The sequence below is a fragment of the Acinetobacter sp. 2JN-4 genome (assembly GCF_003687745.1).
GTDB lineage: Bacteria > Pseudomonadota > Gammaproteobacteria > Pseudomonadales > Moraxellaceae > Acinetobacter > Acinetobacter halotolerans.
In genome coordinates this window covers 172,605-189,907 of the sequence record NZ_RDNY01000005.1, presented here as the reverse complement: position 1 = coordinate 189,907, position 17,303 = coordinate 172,605, and the positions used below count along the sequence as shown (strand labels likewise).

General features: G+C 41.7%; 14 protein-coding genes. 8 read left to right on the top strand and 6 right to left on the bottom strand.

Annotated elements, in window-relative coordinates; translation table 11 throughout:
- Positions 1-41: 41 nt before the first annotated feature.
- Positions 42-1,214 (bottom strand): acetyl-CoA C-acyltransferase FadA, encoded by a 1,173-nt coding sequence (fadA, locus tag EAH57_RS09520; protein ID WP_004668297.1) that lies wholly within the window; start codon positions 1,212-1,214, stop codon positions 42-44.
- 12 nt (positions 1,215-1,226) lie between these two features.
- On the bottom strand, positions 1,227-3,380 hold the full coding sequence (gene fadB, locus EAH57_RS09515) for a fatty acid oxidation complex subunit alpha FadB (RefSeq protein ID WP_121929847.1): 2,154 nt from the start codon (positions 3,378-3,380) through the stop codon (positions 1,227-1,229).
- A 394-nt stretch (positions 3,381-3,774) separates the two neighbouring features.
- Here fadB and lpxO point away from each other — a divergent pair, with 394 nt between their 5' ends.
- The 5 genes from lpxO to pgsA all read left to right on the top strand — a co-directional run bounded on the left by lpxO (position 3,775) and on the right by pgsA (position 9,430).
- The gene (gene lpxO, locus EAH57_RS09510; protein ID WP_121929846.1) at positions 3,775-4,692 is read left to right on the top strand and encodes a lipid A hydroxylase LpxO; all 918 of its coding nucleotides are present in this window, start codon (positions 3,775-3,777) and stop codon (positions 4,690-4,692) included.
- A 405-nt stretch (positions 4,693-5,097) separates the two neighbouring features.
- Positions 5,098-5,640, top strand: a complete 543-nt coding sequence (locus tag EAH57_RS09500) for a CbrC family protein (protein WP_121929844.1) — start codon at positions 5,098-5,100, stop codon at positions 5,638-5,640.
- Positions 5,641-5,964: 324 nt separating this feature from the next.
- On the top strand, positions 5,965-7,764 hold the full coding sequence (gene uvrC / locus EAH57_RS09495) for an excinuclease ABC subunit UvrC (protein WP_034594839.1): 1,800 nt from the start codon (positions 5,965-5,967) through the stop codon (positions 7,762-7,764).
- 178 nt (positions 7,765-7,942) lie between these two features.
- The gene (locus tag EAH57_RS09490) at positions 7,943-8,740 is read left to right on the top strand and encodes a thioesterase family protein (protein WP_121929843.1); all 798 of its coding nucleotides are present in this window, start codon (positions 7,943-7,945) and stop codon (positions 8,738-8,740) included.
- Positions 8,741-8,845: 105 nt separating this feature from the next.
- Complete coding sequence (gene pgsA, locus EAH57_RS09485; RefSeq protein ID WP_121929842.1) at positions 8,846-9,430, top strand: CDP-diacylglycerol--glycerol-3-phosphate 3-phosphatidyltransferase; 585 nt, start codon at positions 8,846-8,848, stop codon at positions 9,428-9,430.
- Between the two features lie 235 nt (positions 9,431-9,665).
- Here the strand turns inward: pgsA and EAH57_RS09480 are convergent, their stop codons facing one another.
- Positions 9,666-10,433 (bottom strand): IclR family transcriptional regulator, encoded by a 768-nt coding sequence (locus EAH57_RS09480; RefSeq protein ID WP_121929841.1) that lies wholly within the window; start codon positions 10,431-10,433, stop codon positions 9,666-9,668.
- A 433-nt stretch (positions 10,434-10,866) separates the two neighbouring features.
- Here EAH57_RS09480 and EAH57_RS09475 point away from each other — a divergent pair, with 433 nt between their 5' ends.
- From EAH57_RS09475 to EAH57_RS09465, 3 genes are all read left to right on the top strand, one after another.
- Positions 10,867-12,960 carry an FUSC family protein gene (locus EAH57_RS09475; protein ID WP_121929840.1) on the top strand — a complete coding sequence of 698 codons (2,094 nt, stop codon included), beginning with the start codon at positions 10,867-10,869 and terminating at the stop codon, positions 12,958-12,960.
- Positions 12,953-13,159 carry a DUF1656 domain-containing protein gene (locus EAH57_RS09470; protein ID WP_121929839.1) on the top strand — a complete coding sequence of 69 codons (207 nt, stop codon included), beginning with the start codon at positions 12,953-12,955 and terminating at the stop codon, positions 13,157-13,159. The genes EAH57_RS09475 and EAH57_RS09470 overlap by 8 nt, the downstream gene beginning before the upstream one ends.
- A 66-nt stretch (positions 13,160-13,225) precedes the next feature.
- Complete coding sequence (locus tag EAH57_RS09465) at positions 13,226-14,227, top strand: HlyD family secretion protein (RefSeq protein WP_121929838.1); 1,002 nt, start codon at positions 13,226-13,228, stop codon at positions 14,225-14,227.
- 306 nt (positions 14,228-14,533) lie between these two features.
- Here the strand turns inward: EAH57_RS09465 and ruvX are convergent, their stop codons facing one another.
- The 3 genes from ruvX to recN form a co-directional block, all read right to left on the bottom strand.
- On the bottom strand, positions 14,534-14,977 hold the full coding sequence (ruvX, locus tag EAH57_RS09455) for a Holliday junction resolvase RuvX (RefSeq protein ID WP_121929837.1): 444 nt from the start codon (positions 14,975-14,977) through the stop codon (positions 14,534-14,536).
- A complete protein-coding gene (locus tag EAH57_RS09450) occupies positions 14,970-15,524 on the bottom strand; it encodes a YqgE/AlgH family protein (protein ID WP_121929836.1) in 555 nt (184 codons plus the stop codon). The genes ruvX and EAH57_RS09450 overlap by 8 nt, the downstream gene beginning before the upstream one ends.
- Before the next feature lie 114 nt (positions 15,525-15,638).
- Positions 15,639-17,300, bottom strand: a complete 1,662-nt coding sequence (recN, locus tag EAH57_RS09445; RefSeq protein ID WP_121929835.1) for a DNA repair protein RecN — start codon at positions 17,298-17,300, stop codon at positions 15,639-15,641.
- Between the last annotated feature and the right edge of the window lie 3 nt (positions 17,301-17,303).

Below are 17,303 nucleotides of genomic sequence, written 5' to 3'. Positions count from 1 at the left end.
AATCCCCGCACTGAGCGGGGTTTTTTTTATCTCAGTGCCGATTAAACACGTTCGATAATAGTCGCGATACCTTGACCAAGACCGATACACATAGTCGCAAGACCGATTTGTGTATCTTGTTGTTCCATCACGTTCAACAATGTTGTTGTGATACGTGCACCTGAACAGCCCAATGGATGACCCAATGCAATCGCACCACCATTCAAGTTGATGATGTCTTGTTTGTCGTAAACGCCTAAGCCTTTCATGACTGATAAGCCTTGAGCAGCAAATGCTTCGTTTAATTCGATGGTTTGAATATCAGCCATCGTTAAACCAGCGCGCTTAAGTGCTTTTTGAGTTGCTGGAACTGGACCGTAACCCATGATCGCAGCATCACAACCCGCAATCGCCATAGAGCGAATCACGGCACGTGGTTTTAAACCAAAAGCTTGTGCACGTTCAGCAGACATCAACAACATTGCAGAAGCACCGTCAGAAAGAGCAGAAGATGTTGCTGCTGTTACTGAACCGCCTTTAGGATCAAATACAGGTTTCAATGCTTTGAACGCTTCAAGGTTTGCTTCAGCACGAATCACTTCGTCGATGTCGCAAAGGATTTTGAAGCCATTGGCATCATGACCTTCAACACCAACGATTTCGTTTTTGAAACGACCTTCTTGTGTTGCAGCCCAAGCGCGACGGTGAGATTCAACACCAAACGCATCTTGTTCTTCACGGCTAATGCCATTCATACGACCTAACATTTCAGCAGTTAAGCCCATCATGTTAGATGCTTTCGCATAGTGTTTAGACGCTTCTGGGTTCAGGTCGATGCCGTGCATCATACCAACATGGCCCATGTGCTCTACACCACCGATGATGAACACGTCACCTTGGTTGGTTGCAATCTGTGCAGCAGCCGTGTGGATTGCTTGCATAGAAGAACCACAAAGACGGTTGACGGTTTGACCGCCAGCAGTTTTAGGGATGTCAGCCAATAAACCAATATTACGAGCAATGTTCATGCCTTGCTCTAAAGTTTGGTTGACACAACCCCAAATGATGTCTTCAACTTCGTTTGTATCGAACTGGTTACGAGCAACCAGTGCACGTACTAATTCAGCAGATAAACTGTCGGCACGTACATTGCGGAACATACCGTTACGCGATTTGCCCATGGCAGAACGAACGCCATCAACAATCACAACGTCACGTGGATTTAAAGTAGCCATTCACGTCGCTCCTTAACCGTAGAATTTTGTGTTGTTAGCAGCCATGTCACGCAACATCTGTGGCGCTTCATAAGCCTTACCTAAGTGTGCATACTTGTCGCAAAGCGCAACGTATTCAGCAACACCTGTTTGGTCGATGTAACGACATGGACCACCACGGAATGGAGGGAAACCTACACCCATAATCATTGCCATATCTGCTTCAGCAGCCGTTGCAACGATGTTGTCTTCTAAGCAACGAACAGTTTCGTTACAGAAAGCAAGCATCATGCGGTCAATGATTTCTTGGTTGTCAAACTCGCGTTTTTCACCCGTCACGAAAGGTGCAATGATTTCGTAAGCTGTTGGATCAACAGTTTTCGCTTTCTTACCTTTCTTGTCTAACACGTATTTGTAGAATCCAACGTCATTCTTTTGACCAAGACGTTTTGCTTCGTACATCGCTTCGATAGAACCTTTGTAGTCAGGCTTCATACGGTCAGGGAAACCTTCAGCCATGACTTCAGCGCCATGAACACCTGTATCGATACCAACAACGTCGATCAAGTATGCAGGACCCATAGGCCAGCCAAACTTCGCCATCACATTGTCCACTTGCTGGAAATCCGCACCGTCTTTAACAAGAAGGTCGAATGCACCAAAGTAAGGGAACAATACACGGTTTACCAAGAAGCCTGGGCAGTCGTTAACAACGATTGGTGTTTTACCCATTTTCTGAGCAAGAACAACAGTGGTTGCAATCGCTTCGTCAGAAGTCTTTTCACCACGAATTACTTCTACCAGTGGCATCATATGTACTGGGTTGAAGAAGTGCATACCAACGAAGTTTTCAGGACGTTGTAATGCTTTTGCTAAACGTGTAATTGAAATTGTAGAAGTGTTTGATGCAATGATCGTGTTTTCACGAACATTTTTCTCAGTTTCCACCAATACCATTTCTTTTACTTTTGGATTTTCAGTCACTGCTTCAATCACGATATCCACTTCTTTAAACTCATCGTAGCTTAAAGTAGGGCGGATGCGAGCAAGTGTTTCACCCATTTGCGCAGCTTTCATTTTCTTGCGTTCAACTTGCTTGGTCAGTAAGCCATTCGCTTCTTTCATACCAAGTGCAAGTTGTGGGTTACCAATGTCTTTCATGATGATTGGTGTGCCTTTGCTTGCCGCTTGGTAAGCAATACCACCACCCATGATACCAGCACCTAGAACAGCTGCTTGGTTTACTGGGTGAGCACCTTTCTCATATTTTTTCGCAGTTTTCTTCACAACTTGATCGTTGATGAATAAACCGATCAATGCACCTGCTTGTGGTGTGATCGCTGCTTTAGCGAAACCTTGTGCTTCTGCTTTTAATGCATCATCACGTGTTAAGGTTGCACCTGCTTGTAATGAATCTAGTAACAGTTTAGGCGCTGGATATTGTGCAGGGTTTGCTTTCGCAAGTACCGCACCTTTCGCTGTATTGAACGCCATCATTTGTTCAAGTGGGTTCAATTTAATCGCGTCTAATTTTTCTTGACGTTTTGTTTTCCAGTCCAAACGACCTGCAATTGCTTGATTAACCAAGTCAACGGCAGCTTCTTGTAGTTTGTCAGCAGCAACAACCGCATCTACAGCACCATCTTTAAGTGCAGCAGCAGGTTTCTTCGGATTCGCCATTGCCATCCATTCAACGGCATTGTCGATACCGATTAAACGGCTTAAACGTACGCTACCACCAAAACCAGGATAGATACCCAATTTGATTTCTGGTAAGCCGACTTGTGCTTGTTCAGACATGACACGGTAGTCACAGACTAAGCACATTTCAAAACCACCACCTAACGCCATGCCATTAATAGCAACAACTTTAGGGATGTCTAAATCTTCAAAGCTATTGAAGATTTCGTGTACAGGCATAAGCCAATCAACAATAGCTTGTTCACCTGCGGCGAAGTTGTCGCCAAATTCAGTGATATCTGCACCAACAATAAACGTTGATTTTTCAGAAGTTACAACTAAGCCTTTAATATCGTTATTGGCTTTAACCGCAGCAATCGCTGCTTGGAAGTCTTCAATGGTTGCACGGTTAAATTTATTAACCGACTCACCTTGTAAGTCAAAGCGGAATTCTGCAATTCCGTCCGCAAGCATTTGGACGGTAATGGCATTGCCAGCGTGGATCATGCCTGATCTCCCTTGTTGTGGAGGATTCTGAGTTGATGTCATAAAGCATGTATGCGGTTAGGCACACAAAAAAGCTTCGCTAATCTTACGATAACTATATCTAAAAAGGACATAACAAGTTGTATCAAGGCGTGACGCAGTGGTCATCAATTTGTTGTAACTTTTTAGTGAGACTTTTAAGCCAAGAAGAAAAATAATTTTTTAATGATGCTTTTAGCTGTTTCTCTTTGATTGGTAAAGATAACTACAAAGCTTTATTTGTTCGCTTTAAACAAAGTAAATTGGTATTCAGTCATACAAATTTGCTAGAATAGCAAGCTTATTTTAAGTGCGATTTTGATATTTGGTTCTCAAACTGGCATTTGGTTTTCAGCTAAAAAGATAGAGTAATCTAATGATTAAGTGGATCATATTAGCGATTTTTATCATTTCGGCGCTCTATGTTCATCGCCGTGGTAAAGTTAGACACTCGTTTTATCGTCAATTTTTTGACCATTCAACGCTATTCGCACCCGTTAACTATTTGATGTACATGTTTTCCAGTGTGCCGAATCAACCTTATATCGATACACAGCATTTCAAGGACTTAAAAGTTCTGGATGAAAATTGGGAAATGATCCGTGATGAAGCGCAAGCGCTTTATGATAAAGGCGGTATTAAAGCATCAAGTACATATGATGACTTGGGTTTTAACTCTTTCTTTAAAACGGGGTGGAAGCGTTTCTATTTGAAATGGTATGACTCTGCACATCCATCAGCATCAGAATTTTGTCCAAAAACCACGGCTTTGTTAAAAACACTCCCAAGTATCAAAGCTGCAATGTTTACTGAACTTGCACCTGATAGCCGTTTGGTCCGCCATCGTGATCCTTATGCAGGTTCATTGCGTTACCATTTAGGTTTGATTACACCGAACGATGATCGTTGTTTCATTGATGTCGATGGTGAACGTTATTCTTGGCGTGATGGTGAGAGTGTGGTGTTTGATGAAACCTATATTCACTATGCTGAAAATAAAACCGATCAAAACCGTATTATCTTTTTCGCTGATGTTGAGCGCCCATTAAAAACGCGTTTCATGGAAAAATTTAATCATTGGTTTGGTAAAAGTGTGATGACTGCAGCGAGTTCACCCAACGAAGTGGGTGATCAGACTGGCGGCCTAAATAAAGCATTTGGTTATGTCTATCAAATTCGTATTAAAGCGAAGGCATTGAAGAAATCAAATCGACAACTTTATTATTTTTTAAAGTGGTTTTTAATGTTGGGACTTTTCTTTCTTATTTTTATAAGACCGTATGTATTTAAGTAAATTTAAACGTCCGAAAGGACGTTTTTTTGTGATATTTTCAATCATAATTTTAATATGCAAGAGATAGAACAGGAATAAGAAATGGGCTATGAATTATGAATATGGATTAAAAAGTAAAAATCTTCCAGCAAGTGATTTATATTATTAAAATAAAACATATTTTTGAATCTATAGCATCTTATAAACTCGTTTTTTCCAATGAAAATAACTATAGATTCAAGGATAAGGTTTCAATTCATACATGGAATACAGATCTGGAAATTGAAAAATTAGAAAATATGGTCTATCTGCTTCTACATGGAAGAGATCATCAAAAAATAATTTGTATGTTACAAAACAGGTTGGCGATAGAAAATTTAGCTATCAGTATCGAAGAGCTTTAAATTCAAATAAAGGAGAAGGAACATGAAATTACCCATATTTAAATATCATCCAGACCCTATTGCAACGGAAAGTATTATTGAGTCAGATGAAGCGTGTCTGTGTTGTGGTCAGGTCAAAGGTTATATCTATAGTGGGCCAGTCTATGCAGAAGAAGAACTTGCTGAAGCAATTTGTCCGTGGTGTATTGCAGATGGTTCTGCGCATAAAAAGTTCGATGCTGCTTTTACAGATGAGGCAGGAATAGGTGCTTATGGTAAATGGGGGTCTGTACCCGACCTTGTGGTTGAGGAAGTGGCTTATCGTACACCTGGTTTTTCAGGATGGCAGCAGGAACGCTGGTGGACTCATTGTGGTGATGCCGCAGCATTTGTAGGAAGAGCGGGTCGAAAAGAATTATTTGCTATGGGGGAAGAAGCGGTTCTTGCTATCCAAAATTCCATAGGTTTGGTTGGTGAGGATTGGAATAGATTTTTACAGGCTTTGGATAAAGATGGCTCACCAACAGCTTATCTCTTTAAATGTCTAAAATGTGGAGAGTTGGGTGGTTATCAGGACTGTAATTAATTGAGCTTTTCCTGAATATTAAATTATGAACTTTATTCGGTCTCTAATTTACGTTATTCAAACGCCCAAAAGGGCGTTTTTTAATGCAGCAAATAAGTAGTAATTTGTTTAACCAGATTGTAACAGATGGTCTAATTCAGGATAGTCTGACTGGTTTTTATGAAGAGAAAAGATAATGAAAAAACAACTATTGACTTGCATGATCGAATTTTGGGTCGAGTATTCTAATCGTTACTGAGCAGCACATGGATTTCACCGAGTTAGGCTTGAAATTCGTGTGAACAGACTACATCATCAAAGTAATTCTGCTCATGAAAATCTATTGTGAACTCAAACGCACGTGAACACATTGAAACCATCTTGACTCACATGACCCAATTGCCCGGTGTTTACAAAATGCTCGGCAAAGAGGGTGAGTTATTGTATGTGGGTAAGGCAAAAAATTTAAAAAATCGTGTATCCAGCTATTTTGTCAAAACCATTGAGCATCCTAAAACACAAGCCCTTGTTGCGCGTATTTATGACATTGAAACGCTGATTGTTCGTTCAGAAACAGAGGCTTTATTACTCGAACAAAATCTCATAAAACTGCACCGTCCACCGTATAACATTATGCTGCGGGATGATAAATCTTATGTTTATATCTTTGTCTCGGCAGATAAACCCTATCCGCGTATTGCTAGTGGACGTGGTAAAGGCAAACATCAAATTGGTAAGTTTTTTGGACCTTATCCGAGTGCTTACAGTGCGCGAGATACTTTGCTCACCTTGCAAAAGCTATTTAATGTACGGCAGTGTGAAAATAGCTATTTTGCCCAAAGAAAACGTCCGTGTTTGCAGTATCAAATCAAACGTTGTACTGCGCCTTGCGTGGGTTTGATTAGCCCTGAAGCCTATAAAGAAGATGTCGATAACTCGATTCGTTTTCTACAAGGGGATACCAAAGAGCTGAATCAAGAATTGATCGGAAAAATGGAGCAAGCGGCTGAAGCACTTGAGTTTGAAAAGGCTGTGTTCTATCGGGATCGTTTAGGCTTATTGCGTGAGGTTCAAGCACAACAGGCAGTCTTTAAAGTTAAAGGTGAAGCTGACATTTTAGCGATTGCCTATCAAGCGGGCGTAACTTGTGTGCAGATCATGTACGTTCGTAACGGAAGGATGCTCGGAGGGAAAAGTTATTTTCCAGATATGTTGGGAGACGATCTCGGGCAAATGCTCAGCGACTTTATTGCGAACTTTTATTTTCAGGTGGCTGATGAAGTGCCGACTGAGTTGATTGTGAATATTGAGGTGCCTGATCGCCCCCAACTCGAAGAAGCCTTACAGCAAACCTTTAACAAGAAAGTCCACATCAAGCATAAAGTACGTGAAACACGGGCGGAGTGGCTAGAGTTAGCACAAATGAATGTGCAGCATGCGATTAAAGGTAAACTCAGTAATTATCTAGAATTGAACGAACGTTTTCATCAACTTGAACAAGTGGTAGGACGTCCGATCGACCGAATTGAATGTTTTGATATTAGCCATACGATGGGTGAAGCACCGATTGCATCTTGCGTGGTCTTTGATCAAGGCGGTGCGAGAAAGCGGGATTATCGTCAATTTGCGATTCAAGATATTACGGGTGGTGATGACTATGCGGCTATGCGCCAAGCGTTAATCCGTCGCTATAAGAAAAATATATTGCCTGATTTACTCCTCATTGATGGTGGTAAAGGTCAATTGCATATGGCAATGGAGGTAATGCAAGAGTTAGCACTAGATGCTTTTATGATTGGGGTGTCTAAAGGTGAGGGGCGTAAAGCGGGTTTAGAAACGCTTCATTTTACCGATGGTACTAAACTGCAGTTGGCAGAGGACCATAAGGCCCTGCATTTGATTCAACAGGTCCGTGATGAAGCCCATCGTTTTGCGATTACCAAGCATCGAGCGAAGCGTGATAAACGACGCAGTAGTTCAGTATTGGAGGCGATTCCAGGGCTAGGTCCTAAACGCCGTCGTGATTTACTGACCCATTTTGGTGGGATTCAAGGTGTACTGAGGGCATCTGAAAAAGAGCTTATGTTGGTACAAGGTTTAGGTGAGGTGATGGCACGTACCATTTATAAAATCTTGCATGAGTAGATGATGCTGCACGATTGTTGGGATAGGCCGCGTTGAACTGAGTGATCGATTGATCGTGTTATGGTGTCAGCATACTGAATTGACATAATTGCTCTGACATTTTAGCCAGATCGATCATTCACATTTAGGCTGAAAAGTTGAAAGATAACATTTATTCAGAGCGATCAAGGAAATCAATATGTCACTACTCCCGATTTATAAACAGATCGAACAACAAGAATGGATTGATATTCCATCGGGATGGCTACAAGGTCGCACAGTATTTGGTGGTTTAGTTGCAGGCTTAATGATTCAAAAAGCGCTGAGTGTGGTAAATGATGCAGCAAAACAGCTCTTAAGTTGTAATGTCACTTTCGTTGGCCCAGTACAACAAGGGCGAGCAAAGCTGAGTGCTGAGATTTTAAGACAAGGAAAATCAGTCACTAGCTTAGAAGTACGTTTATGGCAAGATGACGCAGTACAGAGTATTTTAGTTGCAAGTTTTGGTTCGCAGCGTGAGTCTCGAATCCACGTGAGTAATTTGCCTCAAGTTCCTGATTATCCGATGGCTGAACAATTGGAAAAAACCTTCTATCTCGAAGGTCTGATGCCAGAATGCTTACAACAATTTGAACTCTGTTGGGCAGAGGGAAGCTACCCAATGGCGGGGAGTAAGGTCCCTGATTTTGGTGGTTGGAGTCGTTTTTCACCTGCTTTACATCCAAATCGTGACATGCAGCTTGCAGATTTGTTTGCTTTAATGGATGTTTGGCCGCCAGGCGTATTACCGATGTTTAAGACCCCAGCACCTGCGAGTTCTTTGACATGGCAGATTACGTATTTAACTCCAATTGCACATCAGGTTCAGGATTGGTTTAAATATAAGGTCGTCACTGAGTTTGCCCATCAAGGGTATTCAACGGAATATGCTTATGTTTGGGATCAACAAAATCAGCTCATTGCCGTGTTAAGACAGACGGTTGCCGTTTTTGCCTAATCGACATTCAACTATATTTCGTATAAAGTTGCTTACAGATGGATACATTCTCGGTACATCCTTTGTGCAATATGCAAATTTGACGCGAACAACATGGCGGTGTTTATGAGTACAGGGCAAATCCTGAACATTCCCAATATCTTAACTTTGGCGCGTATTGCTCTAATACCGGTATTTTTGGTAATCGCTTATTGGCCACCGGCCATTGGAGCTGAACACCATGGGGGAATGCTACGCCATATCGTGCTGACAGCAATATTTGTTGTTGCTGCGCTGACGGATTGGTTTGATGGTTATTTGGCGAGAACTTTAGATCAGAGTTCAGCTTTTGGGCGCTTTCTTGATCCAGTTGCAGATAAGTTGATGGTTGCTGCAGCACTGATTGTATTGGTGCAATGGCAACCTACGATATCTATGGCATTTGCTGCTATCGTAATTATTTCTCGTGAAATAACGGTGTCTGCTTTACGTGAGTGGATGGCTGAACTCGGTGCGCGGACCAATGTTGCGGTTTCGACTGTAGGGAAGTATAAGACTGCTTTTCAAATGATCGCGATTAGTGTGTTTTTGTTGAACTGGAAACCACTTGAAATGTGGGCCTATGCCTTGCTTTATGCAGCGGTTATATTGACATTATGGTCTATGTTTATTTATCTCAAAGCAGCGTGGCCATATTTGAAACAGCCTTAGAATAGGTTTTTATTGATCCGCTTCAAAATTTCTAAGCCTTCCTGATGGAGGGCTTTTTATTGGTCATGTGGAAATCAAGACAAGAAAAAAGCCCATAACATGGATGAGCTTAGTTCTCTGAGGAAACATGCTCTCTTGAGGAGAGGATGCTGAAGAACATAATCATAATATGAGAATTTATTGATTTTTACAACGGTTGGAAATGTAAATGTTTTTTATATTCTCGAATTTAACGTCATTGATTGTCTGCAAGCAATGCAAATTTAAGTTCGATATGAGCAGCATTGTTTTGCAAGATTTCAATCAGTTTTTCAATATTGAGAAAATCAAAACGCTTTTTTGATGCCACTAAAGTGAGGGCGATAGGCGCTTCTTTGCTTGAAAAGCGAATCGGTACTGAAAGACCACAAATCAGTGGATCAATCTCACCTTGTGATAAATAAAAGCCTTGTTTTTTAATCTTTCGCATCTGTTGAACAAACTCATCTAAGTTTTGTGCAAATCCAACTTGAGCAAGTTCTTGGGAGAACTGTTGGTAGTAAGCTTGTATCCGTTGCTTAGTTAAGTGAGCAATGACAATTTTAGGTGATGCACCAATATAAACAGGGCGTGGACAACCACGACCAAAGGATAATAACTCTGATTCTTTATAGGTTTCATGATGTAAATCAATGCAATAATCATGATTTAAATAGGTGAGCAAACAGCAAAGTTCGGTCTTCTCTACAATATCTCGCATAAATGGAATACTAATTTGCACTAAGGGGTCGGTACTATGCGAAATATAGTCTAAAACCGCGATTTTAGACCCTAAAGTGTAATCACCTGAGGTGCCACTAATACGTTTCAACATATCGGTTGCAACCAGCTCTTTAAGGTAGCGATAGGCGGTAGGTTTGGATAGACCAAGCTCATCACAAATGATATCGACATTGATAATTGGGCGTGAAACTGAGAATAAATCCAATACGGTCAGAATCTTACCAAAACTCGAAATTGCCATGTTTGGCGCCTACTCCTTAAAAATAACGTGAAAATCAAACTTTTATTGTTTTATAACAGAAAAGCCTAGGTTCGTGTATGGGCTTTTAAATCTGATCGTGAAGGTACACTCGTTCCAGTGTCACTGTGAGAAGCAAAACCAGATCTATCGAGATTATTTTTATTATAGTTAAAATTATCAAATAGTGATAATTTGTGTTGACTAATTACCTATATTTTGAAAAAATCAACAACACAATGTCTTATTTGGATAATTGTTTTTAGAATAAACCACCTAAAAACCTCCAAGCATTGTGCATCATTCCCCACCATCAGCTTTACTCATATCACACTGATTTGGATATTTACCCAAGTTAGGTGAGTTCGTCGTCGCATTGATTTATGTGGCTGAAACAATATGGGTGAGAAGACTGACTCAGAATTGAGACACGTTCATGCTATTTAAACAGTTGTTGGCTTTTAGACCGAGCCGACTGGACATTATTTTTGCCTGTAAAACATTTGTGGCAGGCATGCTGGCACTGTTTATTTCCTTTGAACTCGATTTAATTAATCCAATGTGGTCGATTGGTACGGTTTTGATTATTGCCAATCCATACTCAGGAATGGTGTCTTCCAAATGTGTTTATCGTTTAGTTGGGACCGTCGTTGGGGCAATGGTTGCCTTATTGTTAACCCCTCATTTTATCAATACCCCGTGGTTGTTCACCGTTATTTTATCTTTGTGGGTAGGTTTCGCTTTATATGTTTCATTACTGGATCGTACGCCACGCAGTTATGTATTTATGTTGGCGGGCTATTCAACCGCAATGATCGTGTATAACGCCATTACCTATATTGATACCTACAATATGTTTGATATTGCATTGGCGCGGGTATTAGAAATTTCAATCGGTGTGATTGCATCCGCAGTGGTTTCGGCCACGATTTTGCCTGTTCATGTTGGTGCCATGATTAAGCAGCGTGTCAATAAAACCTTGAGTGATCTAGAAAGTACCTTTAGGAATTTAATGAGTGTTCAGACAAGTTCAGGCGATGATACGCAAATTCTATCTGTGATCACACGTGATGCTTCGGATATTCACGCTTTGGCAGTTCATTTGGCCTATGAAAAAGGCGAATTGAAGGGTATGACCAAACCTTTGCAGGAAATGTTGCATCAGGTTTCATTAGTGGTTGCGAATTTGGTGGCACTGTCCCAGCGGGTGAAACAGCTTGAAAAAATGCAGATGAGCAATCTTGCACCGAACTTAGATCTCATTCTTCAGCATAGCTTAGCATTTTTAAAACAGGATCAGCTGTTAAAACCGAGTGATTTACAGACCTTACCAATTAGCTTTGAGCAAGATTTTGTTGAACTGATGGCGATGGCAAGTGCTGAACAGCAAGTGGTGTTGGCTGCATTAAAAATGGACGTTCGTCATTTTATTACCAATATTTTGGCGGTAAAGCTCCTTTGGCAGCAAATCCAGCAAGGGAATAAAGAGATCCCTGTCGAAATTACTGCGATTACGACGAAATATCCAAGTTTACATCGTGATCATGGGATTGCCGTTCGTGGTGGCATCAGTGCTGTGCTGATCACCTTTATCGTGACTGGCGCATGGATTCTGTCAGGATGGAAAGCTGGATTTATGATGGCGCAAATGGGCGCAGTGACGGCGTGTATTTTGACTGCTTTGGATAATCCTGTCCCTGTTCTACGGATTTTTATTTGGGGCAGTATTGTCTCGGCGGGTTTGGTCTTTTTATACGCCTTTGGTATTTTTCCGCATGTCACACATTTTTGGCAATTGGCATTGGTCCTGTTTCCGATGTTCCTTGTGGCTGTGACCATGATGGCCAATCAAATGCTAATGCCGATTGGTATGGTTCTTGGGATCAATACCATGATGGGTTTGAATCTGCATAACCAATATACGATGGATGCGGTTTCTTATCTGGATAGTTCCTTTGCCATGATCTTGGGTGTTTTGGTGTCGTTAATTGTGATTGATTTGGTTCGTGCCGTTTCACCAGATACCAGTGCCACGCGTATTTTGGCTTTGCATTATCAAGCCATGCGTCAGGCCTTAAGCATGTCTTATGGTAGTGATTTTAAAATCCATTTACGCAGTATGTTGGATCGCGTGGGTATTCTGAATACCAAGTTGGTGCAAAATCCTGAGATTAAAACAGCGATTCAGAATGCATTGATTGAGAGTAGTTCGATTGTTGATTTGGTTCGTCTACAAGAAATTAGTCAAAAGCTGCCGCAGCTCGCCTCACTACAAACTGAAGTCGCAGTATTACAGCAGCAATTAACGCAATATTTCCAAGCCCAAGAGAAACAACCTTCACTGCATCATTTTTCAAACTCAATTGTGCAACAAGTGAATGTCCTTCATCGTATTGCTCAGCAGATTGAAGATACTCAATTACAGCAAAGATTGTTGATTTCGCTGAATAATATTTGTGAAAGCATTGGTCATGTTCAAACAGATCAGATGGATTTGGCAATGTCAGCAGCAGGTGTATCACATGGGTGAAATTAATCTTTACGGCATTTATATCCCTATTCTTTTGGTGCAAGCCATCATCGCTTATGTCTTGTTTAAGCTGCTTAGCCCGTGGATTGACAGATTGGTCATCAAGGGGTGGATCGCACTGCCGAGTATTTTTAATCTGTGTTTTTACTTGGCCGTGTTGTTACTGGTACATGGGCTATTTGTATGGTTGTGGGTCTAAGAGCTTTTTAATAAATGCTCAGTTTGAAATTTATTGATTTAAAAATTAGTGCTAAAGGTGATTAACATGAATGCATTTGAGGTGCGAAAAGTCATACGTCCTGTGGTATTACTGGTTGCGATTGTGGTCGCGGTTTACGCAGTTGTGCATTTGTGGAATTACTATAATGCAGCGCCTTGGACGAGAGATGGTCGAGTACGAGGGGATGTGATTCAGGTTGCATCAGATGTCAATGGTCTGGTCACAGAGGTTCTGGTACAGGATAACCAAACTGTAAAAAAGGGGCAGGTGCTTTTCAAAATTGATGTCGCACGTCAAGCCTTAGATGTTGAGCAAGCAAAATCTGATTTAGCCAAAGCGAAGGCGGGATTAGCACAAGCTCATGCAAATATGGCTGGTGCGAAAGCCAGTTTGATCAAAACTGAAGCCAATATGAAACTGACTGAAAAGAATGCGGCTCGTTATGCCAGTCTCATGGATGGTGCGATCTCAAAGCAGGAGCAGGATCAAGTGTTTGCAAGCCGTGATCAAGCTGTGGCAGAACGCGAGCAACTTGTTGCCACTATTGAACAGTCCAATGCTGCGATTCAACAACAACAAGCATTGATTGAGGTTGCTCAAAGTAGTTTACATTTAGCCCAATTAAATTTACATCGTTCAGAAGTGGTTGCGCCTGCTGATGGAACTTTATCAAATTTTGATTTGCGTGTTGGGAGTTATGTCAATGTGGGGCAAGCCGTCGCCGCATTAATCGATCGCCATCAGCTTTATGTGGTGGGTTATTTTGAGGAGACTAAACTCAATCGTATTCATGTTGGTGATCAGGCAACAGTTCAACTCATGGGTGATCGTCAGCAGATTAAAGGGCATGTTCAAGGGGTAGCAACGGGAATTGAAGATCGTGAGCGCTCAGGTAGTTCGAATTTACTTGCTAACGTGAACCCAACCTTTAGTTGGGTGCGTTTAGCACAACGTGTACCTGTCAAGATCGTGTTAGATGAACAACCACAGAATCCGTTAGCTTTTGTGTCTGGACGCACGGCCACGGTTCGAATTATTGAGAAATAGTGATATACGGAGTCTTGCTGAGTTCTCATCCAATTTCAGGTTAAACCTGCGGTTCGCCCTACTTTGGTTTCGCCCAAAGTAGGCAAAGGCATCTTGCGCTGCTATAGTCGCAGCTCACCACAAAACCTGTTCTATTTCTTCATTTATATGCTTTTTCGCAGAAACAAAATCTTGTTTATGCCACGCAGGTTGTGGATGACGCTTCCGTGTATCTTATTTTATTCAAGAGTTGTTATCTTGAAGTTGTTTTCTATCGCGGAATAATACTAATGCTGCTCTGTGATAGAAAGTTGAGGGACAGTTCTTTTAAGGCGTAACTCCAGTAGGATCACGATACCAACTTTGAATCAGCAACGCAGCTGCAAAACTATCCGCAGATAAGCGTTTGGCGCGACCTCGCTCTTGATAAAATTCAAGTTCTTCTCGTGCTTCTCGAGTGGTTAATCGTTCATCGACCATCCATGTTTCAATGTTGGTTTGATGGCGTAAGCGTCGTGCAAATTTGCGGGCACGTGCAGAAAGTTCTGACTCACTATCATCCATGTTCAGTGGCAGACCTACTAAAAATAGATTGGGTTGCCATTCTTTGACCAGCTTCAATAACTGATTCCAGTCAGGAATGCCATCTTTCATGATGAATAGAGGGAGAGGGTTGGTGCTTTCGATACTCGACTGACCAATCGCAATTCCCATTTTCTGGGTGCCAAAATCAAAAGCCATGATGGATTGCGAACTTTTGTTATCAGGCATGACCAATCTCTGAAGCCAACCATGTACGATCTACCCCAATTTTTTTGTAGGCTGCATCCCAACGATCGTCATAGGGTAAATTAAAAATCAAATCCATATCTGAATCGCAAATCAGCCAATCACCTCGAGCCATTTCTTCCTCAAGTTGATTTTTGCTCCAACTTGCATAACCCAATGCGATTTGATAGCGACCAACACCTTCATTGTGTGCAATTGCATCTAAGATATCTTTGCTGGTGGTGATACACACATTTTCACCCACCGCGATAGACGAATGCCAAGTAGGTTGGCCGGTATGTAAAACAAAGCCAGCCTCGGGACGTAATGGTCCACCTTGCAAAACTGCATGGGGTTGTACATTGTCCGCATCAATCTCTAAATCATTGAGTAATTCTTTGATTTGTAGGTCAGAAGGGCGGTTGATAACAATGCCTTGAGCGCCGTCTTCATCATGGCGAGCTACATAAATGACTGTGTTTGCAAAAAAGTCATCTGCCATGTCTGGTGGAGCAATTAGACAACGATGTGTTAAATATTGTTTCGTCACCTAGGTGGTTCTCCATCAAAATATTCTGCTAATTTATCTATATAGGTTCTTTTTATCAACATACAAGAGTTGATCGGATTTCGCCAATCATTTTCTGATATTTTCTCGCAAAGCTTAGGTCGGTTGAAACTTCAACTGACGTAATTGTTTAGCATGCTGTAAAGTTGTTTCGCTAATTTCGACCCCCCCAGACATGCGGGCAAGTTCCAAAATCCGTTGCTGTTCATCTAAATCAATGATGGTACTGCTAGCAGGATCAGTTTGCTGCTTCTTCACCAATAGATGTTGGTCAGATTGTGCTGCCACTTGCGCTTGGTGGGTAATACACAGTAACTGTACATGTTGTGCCAAATCAGCGAGAAGGCGTCCAACCACTTCAGCAGTTCCGCCACTGATGCCGACATCAATTTCATCAAAAACCAGCACTTCAGCTTCGGTTTTCTCAGCATTCATGACTTGCATGACCAGTGCAATACGTGAAAGTTCGCCGCCTGACGCCACACGTGCCAAGGGTTGCGGTGGAATGCCTTTATTAGCGGTAAATAACAGTTGAATAGCGCTTAAACCCTCAGCATTTGCTGGCGTTAAAGGCTCAAACTTAAACTCAAAATAGGCTTCAGGTAAGGCAAGCGGTTTGACTTGCTCAGTAAGTTGCTTCGCCAATGGAATCGCGGTAGCACGACGAATCTCATCCAAATGTTGTGCTTTTTGCATAAACGTTTGGTAGGACATCTCGACCTGTTCAGCTAAGGTTTCTGGATCTTCAAGATGATGAAGCTGTTCAAGTTCTTGTTGCCAAGTTTCGTACTCTTGTTTGAGTTGTTCTGGTTGAGTACGGTATTTACGTGCAAGACGATGGAAAATTTCTAAAGTTGCGTTGAGCTGTTCCATACGCTCAGGATCAAAACTTTGGCGATCAATGAATTGGCGTAGATTCGCGGTTGCATCATCTATTTCACTTTGCGCATTTAATAATGAATTATAAATACTAGAGAGTTGTTCACTACGTCCTGAGTGAGATTCCAAACGACGGATGATAGAGGCAACTTCTTGGGTAATATTTTGTTCGGCTTCGTCTAGCACATTTAAGCTAAAACCACAGTCTTGCATAATATGTTCATGGTGGCTCAGACGATCGAATTCTTGTTCGGTTTCACGATAGTCTGTTTGAATGACTTCTTCGAGTTCTTCAAGTTGAGATTCAAGCGTTTGTATTCTTTGAATGCGCGTTGCTTGCGCATCTAGTGCGGCTTGATGTTGTTGAATGTTTTTTTGCCAAGTCGCATACGCTTCTCGCACTGCGTTGGCTGGATCCGCAAAGTTACTATAGCGATCTAACCAATGTTTGGGATAAGGAGGTTCAAGTAACTGCTGTTGGCTATGTTGACTATAGAGTTGTACCAACAAGCGGCCAATTTCTTTTAGCTCAGTTAAACTGCTTGGTCGTCCATTAATCCACGCTTTACTTCGACCTGTGGCAAAAACCACACGTCGTAAATGGATTTCACCCGTGTCATCATCCAGTTCATGTTCGGTCAGCCAATGTGCTTCAGCACTTTCAGGCTGATAACTAAATACGGCAGTCACATCTGCTTTATCAGCACCATAGCGAACATAATGGGTGTCTGTGCGCTCTCCTAAACAGGCAGATAATGCATCTAACAATAACGATTTACCTGCACCAGTTTCACCAGTAAGTACATTAAAACCTTGTTCAATATCTAAAGCGAGGTGGTCGGCGAGTGCAAAATTAATTAAAGTTAAATGGGTGAGCATAAA

What these genes read in the sequence shown, in the direction of transcription:
- lpxO (WP_121929846.1), top strand. Translation starts at nt 3,775, where the DNA reads ATGATTAAGTGGATCATATTAGCGATTTTTATCATTTCGGCGCTCTAT.
- EAH57_RS09490 (WP_121929843.1), top strand. Translation starts at nt 7,943, where the DNA reads ATGTCACTACTCCCGATTTATAAACAGATCGAACAACAAGAATGGATT.
- recN (WP_121929835.1), bottom strand. Translation starts at nt 17,300, where the DNA reads ATGCTCACCCATTTAACTTTAATTAATTTTGCACTCGCCGACCACCTC.
- ruvX (WP_121929837.1), bottom strand. Translation starts at nt 14,977, where the DNA reads ATGCCTGATAACAAAAGTTCGCAATCCATCATGGCTTTTGATTTTGGC.
- fadA (WP_004668297.1), bottom strand. Translation starts at nt 1,214, where the DNA reads ATGGCTACTTTAAATCCACGTGACGTTGTGATTGTTGATGGCGTTCGT.
- EAH57_RS09475 (WP_121929840.1), top strand. Translation starts at nt 10,867, where the DNA reads ATGCTATTTAAACAGTTGTTGGCTTTTAGACCGAGCCGACTGGACATT.
- fadB (WP_121929847.1), bottom strand. Translation starts at nt 3,380, where the DNA reads ATGATCCACGCTGGCAATGCCATTACCGTCCAAATGCTTGCGGACGGA.
- EAH57_RS09470 (WP_121929839.1), top strand. Translation starts at nt 12,953, where the DNA reads ATGGGTGAAATTAATCTTTACGGCATTTATATCCCTATTCTTTTGGTG.
- EAH57_RS09500 (WP_121929844.1), top strand. Translation starts at nt 5,098, where the DNA reads ATGAAATTACCCATATTTAAATATCATCCAGACCCTATTGCAACGGAA.
- EAH57_RS09465 (WP_121929838.1), top strand. Translation starts at nt 13,226, where the DNA reads ATGAATGCATTTGAGGTGCGAAAAGTCATACGTCCTGTGGTATTACTG.
- pgsA (WP_121929842.1), top strand. Translation starts at nt 8,846, where the DNA reads ATGAGTACAGGGCAAATCCTGAACATTCCCAATATCTTAACTTTGGCG.
- EAH57_RS09480 (WP_121929841.1), bottom strand. Translation starts at nt 10,433, where the DNA reads ATGGCAATTTCGAGTTTTGGTAAGATTCTGACCGTATTGGATTTATTC.